We start from the raw sequence: 21283 nt of genomic DNA on the forward strand, positions 1-21283 counted from the left end.
ACAAATGAAAAACACAGTATCCCCTTACAAAACCCTTTTGTATATCACCGGATGCTGTTTTTTTATGCTTTTATCAGCCACCACATTTGCCCAAACCCGGGGCAAAGTAGAGGTGATAAAAGATCCCCGAGTGGATACGCTGATTGCACGTAAATTAACCGCTAACAGCGGCAGTGCGCAAAGCGGTTTCTCCTCATCGGGCTATCGGGTGCAAATCTACACCGGTTCCGACCGTGCTGCTGCTTACAAAGCCCAAACCAAATTTGTACAGAACTATCCCGACGTACAGTCGTATATTACTTACCTCGAGCCCAACTTTAAAGTAAGGGTAGGCGATTTTCGTACCCGGTTGGAAGCCACCAAAATGATGGAACAACTGCGGCCATGGTTTCCGTTGATGTTCATTATCCCAGAGAAAATTAATCCTCCAAAACTGGAGTCAGATACACAGTAACAATGATTAAAGAACGTATACAGCTTATAGCTGAAGAAATTTTTAATAACGTGGTCGATTATCGTCGCCACCTGCATACTAACCCCGAGCTTTCTTTTGAGGAGGTTGCTACCTCGGCTTTTGTATCCGCTAAGTTAGATGAGCTGGAAATACCCTACGTGCGCATGGCCGATAACGGAATTGTTGGATTAATTACCGGAACAAAACCGTCGGACAAGGTAGTTGCCCTGCGAGCCGATATGGACGCGTTGCCAATTACCGAGGCTAACGATGTACCTTACAAATCGAAAAACGTAGGTGTAATGCATGCCTGCGGGCACGATGCGCATACGTCGTCGTTGTTAGGAACGGCTACTATTCTTTCTAAATTACGTAACGAGTTTGCAGGTACTGTAAAATTGATATTTCAACCCGCAGAAGAAAAACTGCCCGGAGGTGCTAACCTGATGATACAGGAAGGCGTGTTGGAAAATCCGAAACCGCAGGCGGTTATTGGTCAGCACGTAATGCCTTTTATTGATGCCGGTAAAGTGGGGTTCCGCGCTGGTAAATATATGGCTTCTACTGATGAGATCTATGTAAAAGTTATTGGTAAAGGCGGCCACGGCGCCCAGCCTCAGCAAAATATAGATCCCGTCATTATCACCGCGCATATGCTAACCGGATTGCAACAGGTGATCAGCCGTTTTGCTGATCCTAAAAATCCGTCGGTACTATCGTTCGGTAAAGTAATTGCCAACGGTGCAACCAACGTTATCCCTAATGAGGTTTACCTGGAGGGTACTTTCCGCACTATGGACGAAAAATGGCGCGCCGATGCGCATATCCGCATGAAGAAACTGGCTGAAGGTTTATGCGAAAGCATGGGGGCTAAATGCGAGTTTACTATTATGAAGGGTTATCCATACCTTATTAATGAAGAAAAGCTGACCGCCAATGTTAAAGGCTTTGCGGTTGATTATTTAGGTAAAGACAACGTGCTCGATCTGGATATCTGGATGGCTGGCGAAGATTTTGCTTACTACTCGCAAGTGGCCGATAGCTGTTTCTACCGTTTAGGTACCCGTAATGAGGCCCGCGGAATCACCTCTTCGGTACATACGCCAACATTTGATATCGAAGAGTCGGCCTTAATGGGTAGCACTGGTTTAATGGCTTACATTGCGTTGAAACAGTTAGGGAACTAACCCCATTACATGAAGAAACTACTTTTAAGCATAGCTTTTATGCTGACGGGGTTCTGCGCTTTGCATGCCCAGGAGATTAAGCGCTTTAACCCCGATACCATCAAATCGGTAGTGATCGATACGGCGGTGGTTAATATTAAATCGCACAAGCTAAACGCGCAGGATTTTATTGACGCGGTATTGGCCGATACCAGCTTTTATAAAGCCTTTCATAACATGAAAGGCTACGACTTTATTGCGGAGAACAGGATCTATACCTTCGACAAGAAGAACAAAGTTGATGGTAAGATCTACCGCAAAATCCATCACGGCGATGTTAACGGTAAACACGTAATTGAAACACTCGCCAAGCGCGATAGCGGTAACGTTTACAAAAAGAATGGCAAATACCAGCTGTATACGGTAGAGATGTTCGACTACATCTTCCAGAATGCCTACAATTCGGATTTCTCAGCGGGCGAAGGCTTGCCTGGAGGGGGTAAGAACGAATCGTATAAGGACAAGCTGAAAACACTGATCTTCCGTCCGGGTACAAAGGTTACAGGCATTCCGTTCCTGAGCAGCAAAACAGAGATTTTCGGCAAGGATATGCGCGAGTACTATCTCTATCAGTTTGCACGTGGTACCTACCTCGACTCAATTCCCGTATACCGCTTTAAAGTGATCCGTAAGCCCAGCACCAGCGACGATGATGTGATGATAAACGAGATGACCACCATCTTTGATACCCGCACTTTCCAGATCCTGGGCCGTTACATCGATATGAAGTTCAGCAACATGTTCTTCGATTTTAACGTGCAAATGAATCTCGAGCTTAACAGTTACAATGGTACGCTATTGCCAGCCAAAATAAGCTATCAGGGCAACTGGAACGTGCCTTTTCATAAAGAAGAGCGGGCTGCGTTTTTGATTTTGCATAAGGGTTATAAGAAGGAATAGAATCAGGATTCAAGAGACAAGAATTGAGACGAGAGACAGCATACCGCAGAGACACAAAAGGTTGTGTCTCTTTTTGTTTAGCTATAAATTTTTGTCATCCAGAGCGATAGCGAAGGATCTTCTTCATTAAGCATTCGCAGAAGATTCTTCCTTCGTCAGAATGACAAATTGGAGGAGATAACCGCTACTGCCACTCACCACAGTTACTTACTTTCCGCCAGCGATAACAAATTGCCATCCGGGTCTTTAAACCAGGCTACTTTGGTGGTGCTGTCAGCCGTCCAAATCCCTAACTCATCCTGACCGGGCAGGCCGAAGTGCTCAAACTTTATACCTTTTGCTGATAAGATTTCGATAGTCTTTTTAATATCATCAACACCCCAACCCAGTACCGTAAAAGGATGCGGTGTAAATGACTGCACTTTGCTAACGCGGAGCAGCGTGCCGTTGGCATCGAACTCCAAGGCATACGGATTGGCCGATACCTGCGGCAGGCCGAGAATTTGTCCGTAGAATTCTGAGGCTTTTTCAAAGTCCAGGGTGGGCACAAATGCGTGCAGCGGTTGATTAGCAAGCATGGTTAATGTGTTGGTTTATATAAAGATAAGAACAAAACTTCGCGAGTTAAAATTCCCTCCTTGGGGAGAGGTGCGGGCGATTGTGCGTAAAGGCGGAGAGGGGTTTCAGTAAGCCAAAGAATAGCATTCAACGCTTACCCCTCCCTAACCCTCCCGGGGGAGGGAACTTTATGCTTAGAAACAAAAAAAGCCGCTCATAAAGCGGCTTTTGTATCTTAAAGCCTCCCCTTCGGGGAGGTTTGGAGAGGTTTAAAACTCTGCGTTTTTCGGGAACCTTGGGAAAGGGATCACGTCGCGGATGTTACCCATGCCGGTAACAAATAGTACCAAACGCTCAAAGCCTAAACCAAAACCAGCATGCGGACAAGCGCCAAAACGGCGGGTATCCAGGTACCACCAAAGCTCTTCTTTAGGGATGCCAATTTCATCCATGCGTTGCTCCAGTTTATCCAAACGCTCTTCACGCTGCGAACCACCTACAATTTCGCCAATACCCGGGAACAGGATGTCCATAGCGGCAACGGTTTTGCCATCGTCGTTCTGGCGCATGTAAAAAGATTTGATCTCTTTCGGATAATCAGTAAGGATCACCGGTTTTTTAAAATGTTTTTCAACCAGGTAACGCTCATGCTCCGATTGCAGGTCTGTTCCCCAACCTTCTACCAGGTAAGTGAACTTTTTCTTCTTATTCGGGGTCGATTCCTTTAAAATTTCGATAGCCTCGGTATAAGTCAGGCGTTGGAAATCATTGTCTAAACAGAATTGAAGTTTATCAAGCAGGCTCATTTCAGCACGCTCGTTCTGCGGTTTTTGTTTGTCTTCGTCGGCTAAACGCTGGTCTAAAAATTCGAGGTCTTCATTGTTGTTTTCAAGCGCGTAGCTAATTACATATTTCAATAAAGCCTCGGCTAAGTCCATGTTATCAGCCAGGTCATAAAAAGCCATTTCAGGCTCGATCATCCAGAACTCAGCTAAATGACGGGTGGTGTTTGAGTTCTCGGCACGGAAAGTTGGGCCGAAAGTGTAAATATCACTCAAAGCCATCGCACCAAGTTCACCTTCCAGCTGACCAGATACGGTTAAGTTGGTCGATTTTCCGAAGAAATCTTGTTTGTAATCAATCTCGCCATCTTCGGTACGTGGCAAGTTATTCAGATCGAGGTTGGTTACACGGAATGCTTCACCGGCACCTTCGGCATCCGACTGGGTAATTACAGGGGTGTGCAGGTAAACAAACCCACGCTCCTGGAAAAACTTGTGCACTGCAAACGACAGACTGTTACGCACACGGAATATCGCGCCGAATGTGTTGGTACGGAAACGCAGGTGTGCAATCTCGCGTAAAAACTCCAGGCTGTGTTTTTTAGGCTGCAGCGGGTATTTCTCCGGATCGCTGTCGCCCAGTACCTCAATTGCAGTTGCTTTGATATCGAATTTCTGGCCTTTACCTAACGATTCAACCAATGTACCGGTAACGCTAAGTGCTGCGCCGGTAGTAATGCGTTTAAGTAGGGCTTCGTCGGTGTTTTGAAAGTCAACTACAATCTGGATATTATTATTAGTAGAGCCATCATTTAAAGCGATAAACTGATTGTTACGGAATGTACGTACCCAACCCTTAACTGTAACCTCAATGTTTGTTTCTGTGCTTTCCAGCAGTGCTTTAATTTTAATGCGCTTACTCATATCCAATAAAAATGTGAATGGCAAAAGTAATGTTTTGCCATGTGATTTCACAGATTTACGTTTGATTGCTGTTATGTTAGTAATCGCATTATTAACAGGTTGATACATCAATCGAAAAAAATATTAAATTACACACAGGGTTCAATCTTCAATTGCATATTTTTGTTGTCCCTTAAAAGAGCCGTTTCTAAAAAAGCATGATCACTAAACTCACCGTCGACAAAATAATGGAAGCTACCGACATTGTGGAGGTAGTGGGCGAGTTTGTAAACCTTAAAAAACGCGGCTCCAACTACGTTGGCCTTTCTCCCTTTGTAAACGAGAAAACACCTTCTTTTACCGTGTCGCCTGCGAAGGGAATCTTTAAAGATTTCTCTTCTGGTAAAGGCGGTTCGGCGGTTACCTTTTTAATGGAACTGGAGAAGTTTACCTATCCGGAAGCTCTAAAATGGCTGGCAAAAAAGTACGGCATCGATGTTGAAGAAACTATAGAGTCTACCGAAAACAAGGAGGCCGATAACCGCCGCGAGAGCTTAATGATCGTGTCGGGTTTTGCGGCTAAGTTTTTTCAGGAAGCCATGTGGGATACCGAAGAAGGGCGAAACATTGGCTTGAGTTATTTTAAAGAGCGTGCCTTTACACCCGAGATCATGCGCAAGTTTGAGCTCGGCTACTCGCCCGATCAATGGGAAGCATTTACCGGCGCAGCCCTCAGTGCAGGTTATCAGGAAGAATTTTTAGTAGAAAGCGGCTTATCCGTAAAACGTGATAACGGAACCTTGTACGACCGTTACCGTGGCCGGGTAATGTTCCCTATACATAGTTTTACCGGCCGGGTTATTGCCTTCGGTGGGCGTACACTCAAAAGCGATAAAAACGTACCCAAATACGTTAACTCGCCCGAGTCGGAGATCTACCATAAATCGAACGTACTTTACGGATTGTTTTTTGCCAAAAAGGCTATTCGCGATCAGGATATCTGCTATCTGGTAGAAGGCTACGCCGATGTGCTTTCGGTGCATCAGGCTGGTATCGAAAACGTGGTGGCATCGTCTGGTACATCGCTTACCGTAGAGCAGATTCGTTTAATTGGGCGTTTAACCCAAAACATTACCATTTTATACGATGGCGATGCGGCGGGTATCAAGGCATCACTTCGTGGATTAGACTTGATCCTGGAAGAAGGTCTAAACGTAAAAGTGGTGTTGTTCCCCGACGGGCACGATCCCGATTCGTATGTACGTAGCGTAGGCAGCAGCGCCTTTAAACAGTACATCGACCAAAATAAGAAAGACTTTATTTTCTATAAAACCAGCATCCTGCTTAAAGATGCCGGTAACGATCCGCTTCGCCGTGCAGAGGTGATACGCGAGGTAGTAGAGAGTATTGCCAAAATTCCAGATCAGATCAAAGCTTCCATCTTTATTAAAGAGTGTAGCTATCAGATGCAGATTGAAGAGCGGGTGTTGCTATCCGAACTGAACAAAATGCGGATGGCCAAGGCCAAAAAGGCTGGTCAGGGGTCGGGGCAACAACGCGATCAGCAATACCAGCCGCAGGAAGAAAGCCCCGAGCCGGATGATTATTATGCTATTGAAGCAGCGCAAGCCAAAGAAGCGGCTGCCAAAGAGGCTGATAATGGCTTAAACCAGGAGCGCGAGATTGTACGACTGTTATTACTTTATGGTAACCGGATGATTGACTGGGATGGCATTACCAACACCTATATCGGTCCGTTTATGATAGCCGAATTGAGCGATGTTACGTTTGATAACCCGGTATGTAAGGAGTTTACCGATATATACCGCGGTAAGGTGGAAAATGGTGAACTGCCAGATGATCAATTCTTTATCCACCACGAGAACAAGCAGATAGTTGACTTAACTATCGATATGTTAACCACTAAATACACGCTAAGCGAAAACTGGTACGAGATGCACAAGATATTGATCAGCGATGAGGTTGATCATTTGCGTGCGGCTATCCTTGGCGCAATTTTTCACCTCAAGAAACAAAAGGTGGGCAAACTGCTCGAGGGTATTCGTAAAGAACTCCAAACCACCCAAAGCCCCGAAGACCAGGATATATTGATGAGCCGCTATCTGCAGCTTAAAAAAGTAGAAAAACACATTTCCGATTACCTGGGCTCTGTTATTATTAAATAAGAAATGGCGCAACACCTCGACTTAGGACGAAAAGGTGAACTGATGGCCAAAACACATCTGCTAAATCTGGGTTATGAAATTCTGGACGAGAATTGGACCCATGGTAAAGCAGAAATTGATATTATTGCCTGGAAAAACAGCGTTATTATATTTATAGAAGTGAAAGCCCGCACGGGTACCGGCTTTGGGCAGCCCGAAGATTTTGTGGATGCAAGGAAACAAAAATTACTGTCGGATGCTGCAGATGAATATATTTACCTGATGAACCACCAGGGCGAAGTACGTTTCGATATTATTTCGGTACTTTTCCGCGGTGAAACTCACACGTTAAAACACATAGAAGATGCATTTTGGCCCACGGCCTGATAATATATCATTAATGAAAATTGCTAAAATATTAGTTATCGCAGCAGCTGTTTCTGTAATAGTTAGCTGTAAAAACAAAAGCGCCGACACTGGCTTCAATGTAATGATTAGCCCTGATGCGGGGTCATCATATAAGGCAGGTACCGATGTACCCATTAAAATAAGCTACAGCGCTTCCGTTAAACCCGACTCGGTGGTATATCTTTTAGATTCAGTGCATCTGGCAGTGAAGAAAGACTCGTCGGTAGTTACGCTGAAAACTGACACCCTAAAAATGGGTATCAAAACCATTACGGTTAAAGTTTACCAGGGAGGTAAGGACGAGGATGCTGCTACCAATATTATAGTATTAGCACCCAAAGAACCTGAGATATTAACCTATAAGGTAGAGCGCGAGTTTCCGCACGATACCACCAGCTATACCGAAGGCTTGATTTATCACAATGGTTTCCTGTACGAAAGTGATGGCGGCCGTGTGGCGGAAGGACTAGGCCAATCGAGCTTGCGCAAAACCGACCTCAATGGCAAGGTGCTGCAAAAGGTTGATATCGACCCTAAGATTTTTGCGGAGGGTATTGCCATTGTAAACGATAAAATCGTTCAGCTTACCTATACCGAAAAGATTGGCTACGTGTACGATCTCAATACCTTCAAATTGGAGAAAACCTTCACCAACAATGTTGGTGTGGAAGGCTGGGGTATGACCTCGGACGATAAAAAGCTTTACATGGACGATAGTACCAACCGTATCTGGTTCCTCGATAAAACTAATTATCGCCAGATTGGCTACATTGATGTTTATGATGATAAAGGCCCTATAAATCAGATTAACGAATTGGAATATATAGATGGTAAAATTTACGCCAACATCTATACAACCGATACCATGATCGTGATCGACCCTAAAACCGGGGCCGTATTACAACGCGCAGATTTCTCGACACTGTACCCCGGCAAAAACGACCGCAACCCAAGCGCCGATGTATTTAACGGCATTGCCTGGGACGCCGCCGGCAAAAGAATGTTTGTAACCGGTAAGAAATGGGATAAGTTGTTTCAGGTGAAAATGAGTGACGGCAAGTAGTCAATAAAAACTGTCGCATAGGATGACAAAAGATAAATAACGAAAAGAGGCTGCATGAAAATGCAGCCTCTTTTCGTTAATGGCGTTCATCCCTCCTTGGGGAGGGGTGCGGTTGCCATGAGCGAAAGCAGGGAGGGGTAAAGTTTGCTAAGCCAATTATATAACCCCTCCCTGCTACTACACGATTCCACCCCGCCCCTCCCCGAGGAGGGATATAACATTATCTTCTAAATATTTTCTAACTTCCTTTGTAACATAATTCAATTCCTTACACTAACTCTGTGTAATTATTAAAAGCAAAGTTTAAGTGGAATCCAAAGAAACCCGGTTTATGCAACTGATTGAAGAGCACAAAGGAATGCTCTTTAAGATCAGCCGTATTTACCAGGATGACGAGGCCGACCGCGACGACCTGATGCAAGAAATGATATTGCAGTTGTGGCTTGCTTTCGATTCGTTTAAAGGTAACAGCAAATTCAGCTCCTGGATGTATAGGGTTGCTTTAAATACGGCTATCCAGTTCTTCAAAAAGCAAAAACGCAGGCCTGATAGCGAGCAACTTCCTGAAAAACTGGATCACCTTGAAGCACTACCAACCGACACAGAAAAAGACGAACAGTTGGCCTTGTTTTTTAAGGCTGTGCAACAATTGAGCAAAGTGGAAAAAGCGCTGATTTTCCTCTACATGGAAGATCAACCCTATGAAGATATTGCCCAAAGCCTCGGCATTAGCGAAGGGAACGTAAGAGTGCGCTTAAACCGTACTAAAAGCAAATTAAAGGACATTGTAAAAAGCATGAATTATGAATATAGATGATTTAAAGGATGCCTGGAAAGAAGATTGCCCAGGCAAAATAAATTCATTGCATGATGCTATAAGTGGTAAAACATCGTCGGCAATTCAACGGGTGCGCCGCAATATGCGCAACGAATTGATCGGTACCATAATATCTTATGCTATAATGGCCGGGTTTTTATTCAGGCACCCGCAGGTGCCGCTATTTTTTAACATAGCCTGCATTATGCTTTTTGCACTCACGGTTTTGCTGTGTTATTATTTTACCCGTTTCTACATATTTTATAAAGCCATCAGTAGATATGATACCAATCTAAGAGATAGTGCGGGCAAAGCAGCTTACGAGTTAGAACTTAACATGGAGTTGTATAAAGCCTTTAATCTATGTACCACACCCCTTGCAGTTGCAGTGGCTTTAGGGATAGTTTGGGGCAAAGGCGCATCCGATTTTTTGGTAGCAATATTTAGTGTTGGCTTTACACCACTAAGTGCGCTAACCACTTTTGGCTCTATATTGATCTCTTTTCTGGCGACATATTTTTTTATCAATTTGCATGTTAACCGCACTTATGGAAGACCGCTTAAAGAGTTAAAAGCAATCATGGCCGATTTGCAGGCGGAATAAAAAAGGGGAGCAATCATAAGCTCCCCCGTCTTTCAATAGTTAAATTACAGGTCTGTGCCCGGGGCGTGCCAATTCCCATCGCTCCAGTTTATCGTTGGCAAAATACAGCCAATAGCTTTCCAAGGGACCATTGTCGTCAAATTGGGTATATTGTACAACCTCTACCAAGGTGTTGCTGTCGGGGATGCGTTCGGCCTGTACCGTGTTGTAAGGTTTTTTGTGCATAGCTTTAGTAACATCGGCTTTGCTCATACCGATAGCCAATACTGAGGTGTTTACTTTAGATACAAGATCTACTTGTTGGTGAATAGCTCCGCACGAAGTTAATACAGCAGCAAATAAAGCCGCCAATAAGGTTTTCATAGGTTTAGTCATGGTTGAAAAGTGTTATAAAGTTTATAATACTATGATGACTAAGCGATACAAAGGTTTAGTATGTTGGTGGTATTTTATTGTGCAGAAAATGAGACGGTTGGCGTTACATAAATAAAAAAGCGTCATTGCGAGGTACGAAGCAATCACGAACTATACAGAGCGGCTCTGCTTATCGGGGATTGCTTCGTACCTCGCAATGACGCGTAGAGAGGAAAGTCTTGTCTCTCGATTCTCGACGCTATGAAATTACTTCCACTCTTTATACTGATTGATCAACCCATTGGTCGACGAATCGTGCGAAGTGATCTTGTCGTTGTTATTCAGTTCGGGTAGAATCTGACCGGCCAGTTGCTTGCCTAATTCAACACCCCATTGGTCAAAACTGTAGATATTCCAGATAATGCCCTGGGTAAATATTTTGTGCTCATATGCCGCGATTAATGAACCTAAGCTTTCCGGTGTGATTTCTTTAATCAGGAAGGAGTTAGTAGGGCGGTTGCCTTCAAATACTTTAAACGGTGCAATTGTAGCAATTTCTTCTTCAGTTTTACCCCCTTTTTTCAGTTCGGCAACTACCTCTTCCAAGGTCTTGCCATTCATTAAAGCCTGGGTTTGTGCAAAGAAGTTCGATAGCAACATTTTATGATGTTCGCCTAGCGGGTTGTGCGAAATAGCCGGTGCGATAAAATCTGCAGGGATCATTTTAGTACCCTGGTGAATAAGCTGGTAAAATGCGTGCTGACCGTTGGTGCCTGGCTCGCCCCAGATAATCGGGCCGGTTGAGTAATCTATGGCGTTGCCGTTACGGTCTACAGATTTACCGTTGCTTTCCATATCTCCCTGTTGGAAGTAGGCAGCAAAGCGGCTCATGTATTGGTCGTAAGGTAAAATTACATTGGTTTCGGCCTCGAAGAAATTGTTATACCAAATGCCGATTAAACCCATTATAACAGGGATGTTGCTCTCAAATGGCGTGGTGCGGAAGTGCTCGTCCATTTTATGAGCACCGGTTAGCAGCGCTTTAAAGTTATCAAAGCCAATGCTCAGCACAATCGATAAGCCGATAGCGCTCCACAACGAGTAGCGACCGCCAACCCAATCCCAAAACTCAAACATGTTGGCTGTATCGATACCAAACTCCGATACACCTTTTGAGTTGGTAGAAAGCGCGGCAAAGTGCTTGGCCACATCCTCGTCCTTACCGCCCGAATTAATAAACCAGTCGCGAGCACTATGTGCGTTGGCCATGGTTTCTTGAGTGGTGAATGTTTTAGAAGCAATCAGAAACAGGGTAGTTTCCGGATCAAGGTGTTTTAACGTTTCAACTATATGCGTGCCGTCAACGTTAGATACAAAGTGTGCGTTAAGGCGTGTTTTGTATGATTTTAATGCCTCGGTAACCATTACCGGACCCAAATCGGAACCGCCAATACCAATGTTAACCACGTCGGTAATCTCTTTGCCGGTATACCCTTTCCACTCGCCGCTAATCACGGCCTTGCTAAAGGCTTTCATATGGTCGAGCACGGCGTTTACTTCAGGCATAACGTCTTTACCGTCCGAGTAAATCGGGGTATTGCTTACGTTGCGCAGTGCAGTATGCAGCACCGAACGGTTTTCGGTAACGTTAATTTTTTCGCCTGCAAACATGGCTTCAATTGCCTTATTTAAGCTACACTCGTTTGCTAATTGAATCAGCAAAGCGATTGTTTTTTCGTCCACCCGGTTTTTAGAGTAGTCGAACAAAATATCATTAAACCTAATCGAAAAATTCTCAAATCTTTGATTGTCAGATTTAAACAGATCTTTCAAATGCGTAGCAGTAATATCAATGTAATGATCTGCTAAGTACTTGTAGGCGTTGGTTTCGGTGAAATTTGTGTTTGGCAGCATATTTGAATTGTTTTGTCAAAAATAGCAGTAAATGTTTAAAGCAGTATTTAAAATAAATCTGTTTTTTGGTTAGATAACGCCAAATACCGCAAGTTGTGCTGCGCGGAAATCATTTCAATGCAATTATTTTTTCCAATCCGTTTTCAGTGATACAAAGCCGATAAAAAGGCGCGACATTTAGTTCTGTACGCGTAAATAATTTATCTTAAAAATTTAATATTATGTTCGAGAAATTATTCCTGCTTGTAAAAAGTAATGCCGGCAACGCCGTGATCAACAACCCGGATATTCCGGCCGAAAAAAGCGAAGCAATTATGAATGATGCTTCAAGTTCTATTATAGAGGTATTAAAAGGCCAGCTGGAAAGCGGCCGACTTAAAGACCTGGTGAAAATGTTTCAGTTTCCAGATATTAAAAATAGCGCTATGGTAACCAGTATCGTAAACCGGTTTGCCAATAAGCTTAACAAGTTTTATAGTATAGATCCTAAGGCTGCCCTAATTGCCGCAACGGCACTGATTATGCCCGTAATGCAGCAAATGGTAGAGCAATCTAACGGCGATAAAAACAGCGAGTTTGCGGTACAAAACTTTATATCGAAACTTAGCGGAGGCGCCGATCTCACCATGCTGGTGAACAACTACCTTGCTGCGTAAGTAGCCGGGGTGCCGAAACATAATATTAAAAAGGCTTGCTAATTCTAGCAGGCCTTTTTTGTGAGAATGCTGACCGAGTATTTTATATCTTTGCTACTATGACTAAAGAACAGATCCAGGATTTGAGGGATAGAACAGCTTCCCTGAGGAGGCATCTTTGACATCGATAAAAAGCTGACCGAACTGCAAGCTGAGCAGGAAATAACCATAGGCCCACATTTTTGGGACCATCCAAAAGAAGCTGAAAAAGTACTCGCTTCTATCAAAGCCAAAAAAGTATGGACGGACGCCTATCAACGTGTAGCTTCTACGGTTGATGATACAGGTGTACTGTTTGAATTTTACCAGGGTGGCGATGCTACCGAAGCCGAAATGAAAGAGCAGTTTGACCTGGCTACCAAAGCCATGGAAGAGCTGGAGTTTAAGAATATGCTCTCGGCCGAAGAAGACCAGCTGAATGCCGTTCTACAGATTACAGCGGGTGCAGGTGGTACCGAAAGTTGCGACTGGGCCGGTATGCTGATGCGGATGTACATTATGTGGGGCGAGAAGAATGGCTACAAAGTAACCGAGCAAGATTACCAGGAAGGCGACGTGGCCGGTGTTAAAACCGTTACCCTGCAACTGGAGGGCGAGTTTGCGTACGGGTATCTTAAAGGCGAGAATGGTGTACACCGCCTGGTGCGCGTATCGCCGTTTGATGCTAATGCGAAACGCCATACATCATTTGCCTCGGTATATGTATATCCATTGGTGGACGATACTATTGAAATAGACATTAACCCCGCCGATGTGGAGTTTGAAACATTCCGCTCGGGTGGTGCCGGTGGGCAAAACGTAAACAAGGTAGAAACTGCCGTACGTTTATATCACAAACCTTCGGGTATTATTATCAAAAACCAGGAGTCGCGCTCGCAATTGCAGAATAAGGAAAACGCCATGCGTTTACTAAAATCGCAGTTGTATGAAATTGAAATGCGCAAGCGTATGGAAACAACCAACGCCATTGAGGGTAACAAGAAAAAGATAGAGTGGGGGTCGCAGATCCGCAACTACGTGCTGCACCCTTATAAGCTGGTAAAAGACCTGCGCACCGATTATGAAACATCAAACGCCCAGGCAGTGCTCGACGGCGAGCTCGACGAGTTCCTGAAAGCTTACCTGATGGAGTTTGGCGGAGATAAAGGATAATAATTCGTTTCTCCGTTATTGGTTAATATTTAAAAGGTTGTGAACAGAACAGCTCAAATAACATCAGCTTTTTATGTGGTGATTTTATTAGCGCTTGTATCATGTTTCGCTGTACAAGGCATTCTCAACTAAGGGTAATCGCTGTTTGTTGCCTTGTTATAATTGGGGGTATATTTTCATCAATATTGACGTTAATATATGCTTTTAAAAGTTTGATAGGTCATGGAGGTAAAGCGATGCTCTTAATAAATAGCATCGCTTGCTTTATATTTTGGATAGGGGTATTTATTTTCTTTAAAACTGTTTAGAAGTACTGATTTGCAATTCAATATAGTGTGAGAAAATCTTTGGCGCTTTAAAGAATATGAATAGAAAGGCTTGGCAATTATTGGGCTTGTATTTGTTTTTACTTGGAGTTATTGCTTTCTTCAATCATTCACCAGCCTTTAAAAGTGGCCCATGTTCGCCTAATCTTGATTTTCTATCAAGCTTTTTATTCGGGCCGTTGGCAATGGTATTATTAGTTGTCAGCATAAATAGCTTTAGAACCAAAAGGATGGGTAAAGTAAATATCTTAATAAACCTAATAGCGTTGTTAGGTTGGGGTAGTTTTCTGATTTATAATTCTATTTAACATCAAAATATTAACAGCTTTATAAGGCATGAATAGTAAAGCCTGGCTTTTAACGGCGTTTTACATAGTGCTTGGGATATTGATAATATTGTCTCCCATGACCGATGGACCTTGTAATCCAGGAATAGGAATGCTTTTCTTCTTTGTTTTTTTCTTAGTGTCTCTCACAATGCTGTGCATTAGTATTTATAATGTGAGCTATAAGCAAAAGGGTAAAGCATTGCTGATTATTAACCTGTGTGCGATAACATTTTGTATTCTTACTTTGTTTCTACGCTGATATTTACCACATTTAGCCTAAGCAATCTTACAATGAAAAAACTACTTGCCGCGCTCATGTTATTATCCGCTGCCACAACTTTCGCCTACGCCCAACGGGCAGAGCCTATCGCCTTATATCCGAACGGTGTGCCTAACAGCAAACCGGCACCCGGTGTTTACCGGGAAAAGCTCGATACGGCAAGTATGTGGGTAACCCTGGTAACTAATCCGCAGCTAACTCCGTTTTTCCCGGCTAAGGGCACTGCCAATGGCACTGCTGTTGTAATTTGTCCAGGTGGTGGCTATGCGGGTTTGGCTATAGATAAGGAAGGCTACAAAGTTGCAGAGAAGTTTAATCAACTTGGCATCACTGCTTTCGTGCTTAAAAACCGATTGCCAAGCGATTATATAATGGTTGATAAAACTATTGGCCCATTGCAGGATGCCCAACGCGCCATACAAATGGTAAGGCAAAATGCGGCTAAGTGGGGGATCGATCCTTCAAAAGTGGGTATTATGGGTTTTTCTGCAGGGGGGCATTTAGCCTCTACCGAACTTACTCACTATGCAAAGGCAGTAATTGCCAACCCGGATAATATCAGCCTCCGTCCCGATTTTGCGATGTTGATTTACCCTGTAATTACCATGGGCCCACTTACGCATCAGGGTTCGCGCGATAACCTCTTGGGTACAACGCCACCGCAAGAACTTACCGACCTGTATTCCAACGAAAAGCAGGTAACTAAGGATACCCCGCCAACCTTCATCATCCACGCAGAAGACGATGACGTAGTGCCGATCCAAAATACCCTGATGTTTTACGACGCGCTACAGAAAGCAGGCGTTAAAGCCGAAATGCACGTTTACCAAAGCGGTGGCCATGGCTTCGGGCTCCACAACCCTCGCTCGCACGAAGATTGGTTTGTAAGCCTAACCGGCTGGCTACAGGCTAATGGATGGGCTAAATAAAAGAGTCAGGAATCGAGAATTAGGACAAAATAGTACTTCATTTAATTTTGTCATTTCGACGATAGGAGAAATCTTCTGCTTAATACTTTAACGATGTACAAGATTTCTCCTATCGTCGAAATGACAACAGCATTTACGAATGCACGAAACTCACTAATTCACTCCCTCTTTCAGTCAATCATTATTCCAACACAATCTCCAGCAACTCATTCAACTCATTAACCTTATCGGTAGATCCTAAGGCCTCATAGGAGCTGATGAGGTTGCGTAATATGCGGCGAACAATGTCAGCGTTAGAGCAGGGTTCGTAGAACTGCTTGTCGGGGGTAACACCTAACTGTTTCAAAAACATGTCAACATCGCGGCGGCCAAACACCAAGCCCTTGTTAAAGGCGTTAATGTAAAACAGGATGCCGCTTTCAAACTCGCTTTCTTTACTTTCGTCGAGGTAGGCCAGTATAAAGTGCTGGGGCAGGTTTACACCATAAACGGGGATGTCGAGTTTTTGGGCAACGATAGAATAGATAATAGCCAATGAGATCTGGTTCCCTTTGTGCGATTCGAGCACCTGGCTCAGATAGCTGTTCTGCGGATCCTGGTGGCTGGTTGTATTGCCGCTAAAGCCATGGATGTTATAAAATATATGGTTTATCAGCCTGATCTGTTCTACGGGGCTGCCTTCGTGCTGCATTTGTATCCAGATATCACGTTTGATGTCTTCGATCTGATTAATGATCTTTTGATCGTCGAGATCGGGATACTGGTATTTGTTAACAATAAGGGCTCCTTGTAAAAGATCGAAACTGCCTCCATGATACCAAAGTTTCAAATCGTTTTTTACCATGTTGAACTGGATCTCGTGTACCAGGTTGGCTATTCGTTCCTGTAGGATAGGATCAAAAGCTTCTTCAAAAGCCGATTCGAGGTATGAGATGGCAACATCGCCGTATTCAAATAATTTATCGTGTACATGGTCGAATATTTCCCTGTCAGGGTCGTCCAGTAATTTTATGAGTGAGTTTATTTCTGAAGGGTTAATCATTGATGACATAAATATTAATCCTTTGTATAATTTTACAGCCATGTTTAAATGGCAATTCGCTAAAGATTATTTGCTGCACCAGTTCAACGCAAAAACCAGGCATGGGTTACATTCACCCTTTGTCTACCGGCTGGTAGATGAAGTAATTTACGATTTTAAGGACAAAAAAGTGTATGCCGAAGTCGAAAATTTCAGAAAAAAACTTTTGGCTGACGATAGTACCATCACCGTAACCGACCTTGGCGCGGGTTCGCACGTTAATAATAACAAGCAAAAAAAGGTACGTCAGATTGCCAAAAACGCGCTTAAGCCCCGCAAACTTGCACAGTTGCTTTATCGCTTAGCCGCCGATAATAAACCCGATACCATTATAGAATTAGGCACCTGTTTAGGTATCACCTCGCTGTATCTGCAATATGCGGCACCGCAGGCAAAGATCTATACTTTAGAAGGTTGCCCCGAAACTGCCGGCGTAGCTCAGCAAGGTTTTAACAATGCAGGCGCTAAAGACATTACGCTAATTGTCGGTAATTTCAACGATACTCTGCCGGGACTAATTAATGAACTACCCAAACTAGATTTTGTATTTATAGACGGCAACCACCAAAAGCAAGCCACCCTCGACTATTTCCATTGGGCATTACCTAAAGTTCACGAGAGTTCGATGCTCATCTTCGACGATATTTACTGGAGCGAGGGCATGAAGCAAGCCTGGGCCGAAATTAAAGCCCACCCAGATGTTACCATTACGGTAGATCTGTTCTGGATAGGATTGGTGTTTTTCAGAAAAGGTAAGCCGAAGGAAGATTTTAAGATAAGGTTTTAATTTGTCGATTTGTTAATTAGCTAATTTGTCAATGAAAGCAATTGGAATAGCTTTATTAATTGTAGGTTTTAATTTAAAAGCATGTGCTGAGACTAATAATCTTCCACAATGGTTTCTACAATCATTTAGTTCTTTAAAATTAGAGAAGCAATACAAGGTTATTCAACCCTGTAAGCCCGCCTTTCTTGAAGCTGACTTTAATGGAGATAAACAAAATGATATTGCTGTACAGATAATTGATTTAAAAAGCAAAAAGAGAGGGCTTTTAATTATTAACGGTGGACAAAATAATTACTTCATTTTCGGTTGTGGAAAAAAGTTTGCCGATGAAACTTTTTCCGATACTAATTGGCTCAATGGTTGGAGAGTATTTAAAAGTAGATATGCTTATAAGCCAACCTTTAATACCGATGGAGATATAACAGGTAGCAAAAGAGTAAACCTTAAATTTCCCGCTATTAGTATTTATAGTAGGGAAGATGGAGATGAAATTGCAGGTCAATATATTTATTGGAATAACAATAAATATATTTCTACGCACCAAGGGGAGTAGTTTTCATTTCATTGACAAATCGACAAATTGTCTAATTAATAAATTGCTAAAAAGATTCTCCCAAACTCAAGTACAATCCGCTCTGCCTGTTTTCACCCGGGCGTTTTTCGCCGAAGCCGTAGTCTACACGCATAGATAGGCCTTTTTCTACGTCGAAGAAATAGCGAAGGCCGCCACCGTAGTTAGGTTTCAGGTCGTCGAAGCTTAAAGATTTGTTGTAAACCGTACCCGTACCTACAAAACCAACCACGCCGATGCGGTCGCTTAAGCGGTAACGGAGTTCGGTTTGGCCGGCAATGAGGTTACGGTCGCGGTAACGGCCATTGTAGTAGCCGCGCATCATTTCGTCGCTGCCCAGGGCAGGCATCAGGTAAAACGGCGAACGCGAGCCAGTCAGGTTTTGATCCTGTATATCCAATCCTAAAACAAAGCGCTTACTTAGTTTAAAGAACTGTGCATACTCGATATTGAAAAATCCACCAGTATAACTGTTGTTACCAAATATTCCCTTCATCAGGTTAAAATAGCTGGTGATCACCATACCTTTAGTGGTATAAGTGTTATTGTTTCGGGTGTCATAAATTAAGCTTGGGCCGATGAAAACACTGGCACCGCCGCTTGGATCTTCCATGCGCGGGTCGGTTTCGTAAATGCCGCCGGGTTCCTTATCGTTAAAGCTGTAGTTGAAGCCACCGGCTACTACGCCTAAATAAATATTGCTGCCGAGGTGCTTGTCGGCCTCAAAGTTTACTTTGAAACGTTTTTGGCCAATATGATCCTGATTGGCTTTAAGCGTATTATTACCTATACCATAAAAATCATTGGGGAAATTAATAAAGCTAGCCGCAGCGATGTAGTGCCAGGCATTTTGCGGTGCCCAGTAGCTGGTGCTCAGGCTTACACGTTCTTGGCCTTTGGTAGTAATGGTGGCATAAGCGAAAACATTAGACACACGCGTGCCCGGGTGGATGGTATCGGTGTAAAACGAATAAAGAGCGGATCCGCCGACTTCAACACCCGTTTCCGGTGCTGAGCCTAATACGGGCAATAAAAAGAAACTGCTTTTGCGGGTACTGTCCTTCTCAAACAACATACGGCGCACAAAGCCGGGCAGTAATTTCTTTTGAGCAATAGCAGGGGTAAGTATAGTAAGTAGAAATAGTAAAGTAAATAGTCGTTTCATGTACGAGGTTGAATGTGCAAAGAAAGGAAAATAGAGTCAAGAATTGAGAGTCAGGAATCAAGACAAGTTTTTTAGTAAAAGGTTTTAATTATTCCGTCTTTGCAGGGTACAGCCTGTCCCGATGGCTATCGGGAAAGCAATCCCCGACTTAAAGAGGCTTCATAGCGTATAGTCCGTTTTCCATTAGGAAGGGTAGGGGGATTTATGAATCGTCTGTGGATGTACTTCTTTCTTTCCGCAAGAAAGAAGTACCAAGAAAGAACTCGTGGCTGCTTTATTTTCTACTGAAGTCAGTGCGTTGGCAGGGGCGGTGCTATCCGAAAATCAAGAGGCCACAATTATTAGGTTATGTTCGTCGGTGCACTTTCTCTATCCGTCATGCTGAACTTGTTTCAGCACCTCACATGTTAAGTATGCTTGTGATAGGGAGCTTTGCTATTCATCAAACAAGCACAACCTCAAAAAATCTAAACCCGATTGCAGCGGATACCGGCCCGTGCCTAAGGCCCGCAGGCGTATGAGCGGAACGCGGGGCTGACGGCAACGAAGAACTACTGACATTGATTTACTAAGATTAAATAATAGTGTATAAAACCTAACTTATCTTTTACTCGTCCTGTGGGATCCTGAAACAAGTTCAGGACGACGGGTGTAGGTAGTTCGTATTTACTTTATCCACATCTGTAGAAACAATTATTGCCTCAAAATTCCCAAAACATTCTTCTATAAAAAGTTTTATATCAAAAGTACTACCTTTGCACTCCATTTATTTAATTGATAATGAGTACTACAAGAGGCCCTATATCTCAATTTATTGAGCGTAACTATCTGCATTTTAATGCAGCGGCTTTGGTTGATGCAGCCAAAGGATACGAAACCCACCTGCTGGAAGGCGGAAAAATGATGATCACACTGGCAGGTGCCATGAGCACCGCCGAGTTAGGTATTTCGCTGGCAGAGATGATCCGCCAGGGTAAGGTTGACATTATTTCGTGTACCGGTGCCAACCTCGAAGAGGATATCATGAACCTGGTTGCGCACTCGCACTACAAACGCGTGCCTAACTACCGCGATCTGAGTCCGCAAGAGGAGTGGGATTTATTAGAGAACCACTATAATCGTGTTACAGATACCTGTATCCCGGAAGAAGAAGCTTTCCGCCGTTTGCAGAAACATATTTACAAAATATGGAAAGATGCAGATACTGCAGGCGAGCGCTACTTCCCGCACGAGTTTATGTACAAAATATTATTGAGCGGCGAGTTAGAGCAATACTACGAGATTGATCCTAAAAACTCATGGATGCTGGCTGCTGCCGAAAGAAACCTCCCGATTATCGTTCCGGGATGGGAAGACTCTACTATGGGTAACATCTTCGCGTCTTACGTAATTAAAAACGAGATTAAAGCTACCACCATGAAGAGCGGTATTGAGTACATGGCATGGCTGGCAGATTGGTATCCGAAGAATTCAGGTGGCAAAGGCGTTGGCTTTTTCCAAATAGGTGGCGGTATAGCCGGCGATTTCCCGATTTGCGTTGTACCGATGCTTTACCAGGATATGGAAATGCCCGAAATTCCGTTCTGGAGCTACTTCTGCCAAATCTCTGATTCTACTACTTCTTACGGTTCTTATTCAGGTGCTGTGCCAAACGAAAAGATTACCTGGGGTAAGCTGGATATTAACACACCAAAGTTTATAGTGGAGAGTGATGCAACTATTGTTGCACCATTAATTTTTGCCTGGGTACTAAAGCAATAAGTGATAATTGCAAATATTGGCAAAATTTGTGTAACAAATATCATACGCTTGCAATATAG

Annotated in this window: 20 protein-coding genes; 14 read left to right on the plus strand and 6 right to left on the minus strand. The window is 43.5% G+C overall.

Going from position 1 to position 21283, the window contains the following annotated elements; genetic code table 11:
• Nucleotides 1–4: 4 nt before the first annotated feature.
• Genes GSY63_RS14125 through GSY63_RS14135 form a run of 3 tightly spaced genes read left to right on the plus strand, consistent with a single transcriptional unit; the run spans nucleotide 5 to nucleotide 2580 of the window.
• The gene (locus GSY63_RS14125; protein WP_166586468.1) at nucleotides 5–454 is read left to right on the plus strand and encodes an SPOR domain-containing protein; all 450 of its coding nucleotides are present in this window, start codon (nucleotides 5–7) and stop codon (nucleotides 452–454) included.
• A 2-nt stretch (nucleotides 455–456) separates the two neighbouring features.
• The gene (locus GSY63_RS14130) at nucleotides 457–1641 is read left to right on the plus strand and encodes a M20 metallopeptidase family protein (protein ID WP_166586469.1); all 1185 of its coding nucleotides are present in this window, start codon (nucleotides 457–459) and stop codon (nucleotides 1639–1641) included.
• 9 nt (nucleotides 1642–1650) lie between these two features.
• Complete coding sequence (locus GSY63_RS14135; RefSeq protein ID WP_166586470.1) at nucleotides 1651–2580, plus strand: hypothetical protein; 930 nt, start codon at nucleotides 1651–1653, stop codon at nucleotides 2578–2580.
• Nucleotides 2581–2783: 203 nt separating this feature from the next.
• On the opposite strand, the gene GSY63_RS14140 is transcribed toward GSY63_RS14135, so the two are convergent.
• Together GSY63_RS14140 and asnS are read right to left on the minus strand one after the other, a co-directional pair.
• The gene (locus tag GSY63_RS14140; RefSeq protein WP_166586471.1) at nucleotides 2784–3158 is read right to left on the minus strand and encodes a VOC family protein; all 375 of its coding nucleotides are present in this window, start codon (nucleotides 3156–3158) and stop codon (nucleotides 2784–2786) included.
• Nucleotides 3159–3407: 249 nt separating this feature from the next.
• On the minus strand, nucleotides 3408–4844 hold the full coding sequence (gene asnS / locus GSY63_RS14145; RefSeq protein WP_166586472.1) for an asparagine--tRNA ligase: 1437 nt from the start codon (nucleotides 4842–4844) through the stop codon (nucleotides 3408–3410).
• A 197-nt stretch (nucleotides 4845–5041) separates the two neighbouring features.
• Between asnS and dnaG the strand changes: the two genes are divergently transcribed.
• The 5 genes from dnaG (at nucleotide 5042) to GSY63_RS14170 (ending at nucleotide 9880) form a co-directional block, all read left to right on the plus strand.
• Nucleotides 5042–7009 carry a DNA primase gene (gene dnaG / locus GSY63_RS14150; RefSeq protein WP_166586473.1) on the plus strand — a complete coding sequence of 656 codons (1968 nt, stop codon included), beginning with the start codon at nucleotides 5042–5044 and terminating at the stop codon, nucleotides 7007–7009.
• Between the two features lie 3 nt (nucleotides 7010–7012).
• The gene (locus tag GSY63_RS14155; RefSeq protein WP_166586474.1) at nucleotides 7013–7375 is read left to right on the plus strand and encodes a YraN family protein; all 363 of its coding nucleotides are present in this window, start codon (nucleotides 7013–7015) and stop codon (nucleotides 7373–7375) included.
• Nucleotides 7376–7388: 13 nt separating this feature from the next.
• A complete protein-coding gene (locus tag GSY63_RS14160; protein ID WP_166586475.1) occupies nucleotides 7389–8459 on the plus strand; it encodes a glutaminyl-peptide cyclotransferase in 1071 nt (356 codons plus the stop codon).
• 307 nt (nucleotides 8460–8766) lie between these two features.
• A complete protein-coding gene (locus GSY63_RS14165; protein ID WP_166586476.1) occupies nucleotides 8767–9276 on the plus strand; it encodes an RNA polymerase sigma factor in 510 nt (169 codons plus the stop codon).
• Complete coding sequence (locus GSY63_RS14170) at nucleotides 9263–9880, plus strand: hypothetical protein (protein WP_166586477.1); 618 nt, start codon at nucleotides 9263–9265, stop codon at nucleotides 9878–9880. Before GSY63_RS14165 ends, GSY63_RS14170 begins: the two co-directional genes overlap by 14 nt.
• 39 nt (nucleotides 9881–9919) lie before the next feature.
• On the opposite strand, the gene GSY63_RS14175 is transcribed toward GSY63_RS14170, so the two are convergent.
• Together GSY63_RS14175 and pgi are read right to left on the minus strand one after the other, a co-directional pair.
• Nucleotides 9920–10243 (minus strand): hypothetical protein, encoded by a 324-nt coding sequence (locus GSY63_RS14175; protein ID WP_166586478.1) that lies wholly within the window; start codon nucleotides 10241–10243, stop codon nucleotides 9920–9922.
• Between the two features lie 258 nt (nucleotides 10244–10501).
• On the minus strand, nucleotides 10502–12148 hold the full coding sequence (gene pgi / locus GSY63_RS14180; protein WP_166586479.1) for a glucose-6-phosphate isomerase: 1647 nt from the start codon (nucleotides 12146–12148) through the stop codon (nucleotides 10502–10504).
• A 221-nt stretch (nucleotides 12149–12369) separates the two neighbouring features.
• Here pgi and GSY63_RS14185 point away from each other — a divergent pair, with 221 nt between their 5' ends.
• The 3 genes from GSY63_RS14185 to GSY63_RS14200 all read left to right on the plus strand — a co-directional run bounded on the left by GSY63_RS14185 (nucleotide 12370) and on the right by GSY63_RS14200 (nucleotide 15859).
• Nucleotides 12370–12804 carry a hypothetical protein gene (locus GSY63_RS14185; protein WP_166586480.1) on the plus strand — a complete coding sequence of 145 codons (435 nt, stop codon included), beginning with the start codon at nucleotides 12370–12372 and terminating at the stop codon, nucleotides 12802–12804.
• A 98-nt stretch (nucleotides 12805–12902) separates the two neighbouring features.
• Nucleotides 12903–13995 (plus strand): peptide chain release factor 2 gene (gene prfB, locus GSY63_RS14190; RefSeq protein WP_166586481.1). Its coding sequence is split into 2 segments (ribosomal slippage): nucleotides 12903–12962 and nucleotides 12964–13995, totalling 1092 coding nucleotides; the frame shifts between segments, so codons are not numbered across the junction.
• Nucleotides 13996–14941: 946 nt separating this feature from the next.
• Nucleotides 14942–15859, plus strand: coding sequence for an alpha/beta hydrolase (locus GSY63_RS14200; protein WP_166586483.1), 918 nt, complete (start codon nucleotides 14942–14944; stop codon nucleotides 15857–15859).
• A 181-nt stretch (nucleotides 15860–16040) separates the two neighbouring features.
• Here the strand turns inward: GSY63_RS14200 and GSY63_RS14205 are convergent, their stop codons facing one another.
• Nucleotides 16041–16901, minus strand: coding sequence for a transglutaminase-like domain-containing protein (locus GSY63_RS14205; RefSeq protein ID WP_166586913.1), 861 nt, complete (start codon nucleotides 16899–16901; stop codon nucleotides 16041–16043).
• Nucleotides 16902–16941: 40 nt separating this feature from the next.
• Here GSY63_RS14205 and GSY63_RS14210 point away from each other — a divergent pair, with 40 nt between their 5' ends.
• Both GSY63_RS14210 and GSY63_RS14215 read left to right on the plus strand, forming a co-directional pair.
• Complete coding sequence (locus tag GSY63_RS14210) at nucleotides 16942–17727, plus strand: O-methyltransferase (RefSeq protein WP_166586484.1); 786 nt, start codon at nucleotides 16942–16944, stop codon at nucleotides 17725–17727.
• A 31-nt stretch (nucleotides 17728–17758) separates the two neighbouring features.
• Nucleotides 17759–18280: a hypothetical protein gene (locus tag GSY63_RS14215; protein ID WP_166586485.1), complete on the plus strand. Its 522-nt coding sequence runs from the start codon at nucleotides 17759–17761 to the stop codon at nucleotides 18278–18280.
• A gap of 46 nt (nucleotides 18281–18326) precedes the next feature.
• On the opposite strand, the gene GSY63_RS14220 is transcribed toward GSY63_RS14215, so the two are convergent.
• Entirely contained in the window at nucleotides 18327–19463 is a 1137-nt protein-coding gene (locus GSY63_RS14220; RefSeq protein WP_166586486.1) for a BamA/TamA family outer membrane protein, read from the minus strand.
• A gap of 780 nt (nucleotides 19464–20243) precedes the next feature.
• On the opposite strand from GSY63_RS14220, the gene GSY63_RS14225 reads away from it, so the two are divergent.
• Nucleotides 20244–21224, plus strand: coding sequence for a deoxyhypusine synthase family protein (locus GSY63_RS14225; protein ID WP_166586487.1), 981 nt, complete (start codon nucleotides 20244–20246; stop codon nucleotides 21222–21224).
• Nucleotides 21225–21283 lie beyond the last annotated feature (59 nt).

It is taken from the genome of Mucilaginibacter agri, assembly GCF_009928685.1.
Lineage (GTDB): Bacteria > Bacteroidota > Bacteroidia > Sphingobacteriales > Sphingobacteriaceae > Mucilaginibacter > Mucilaginibacter agri.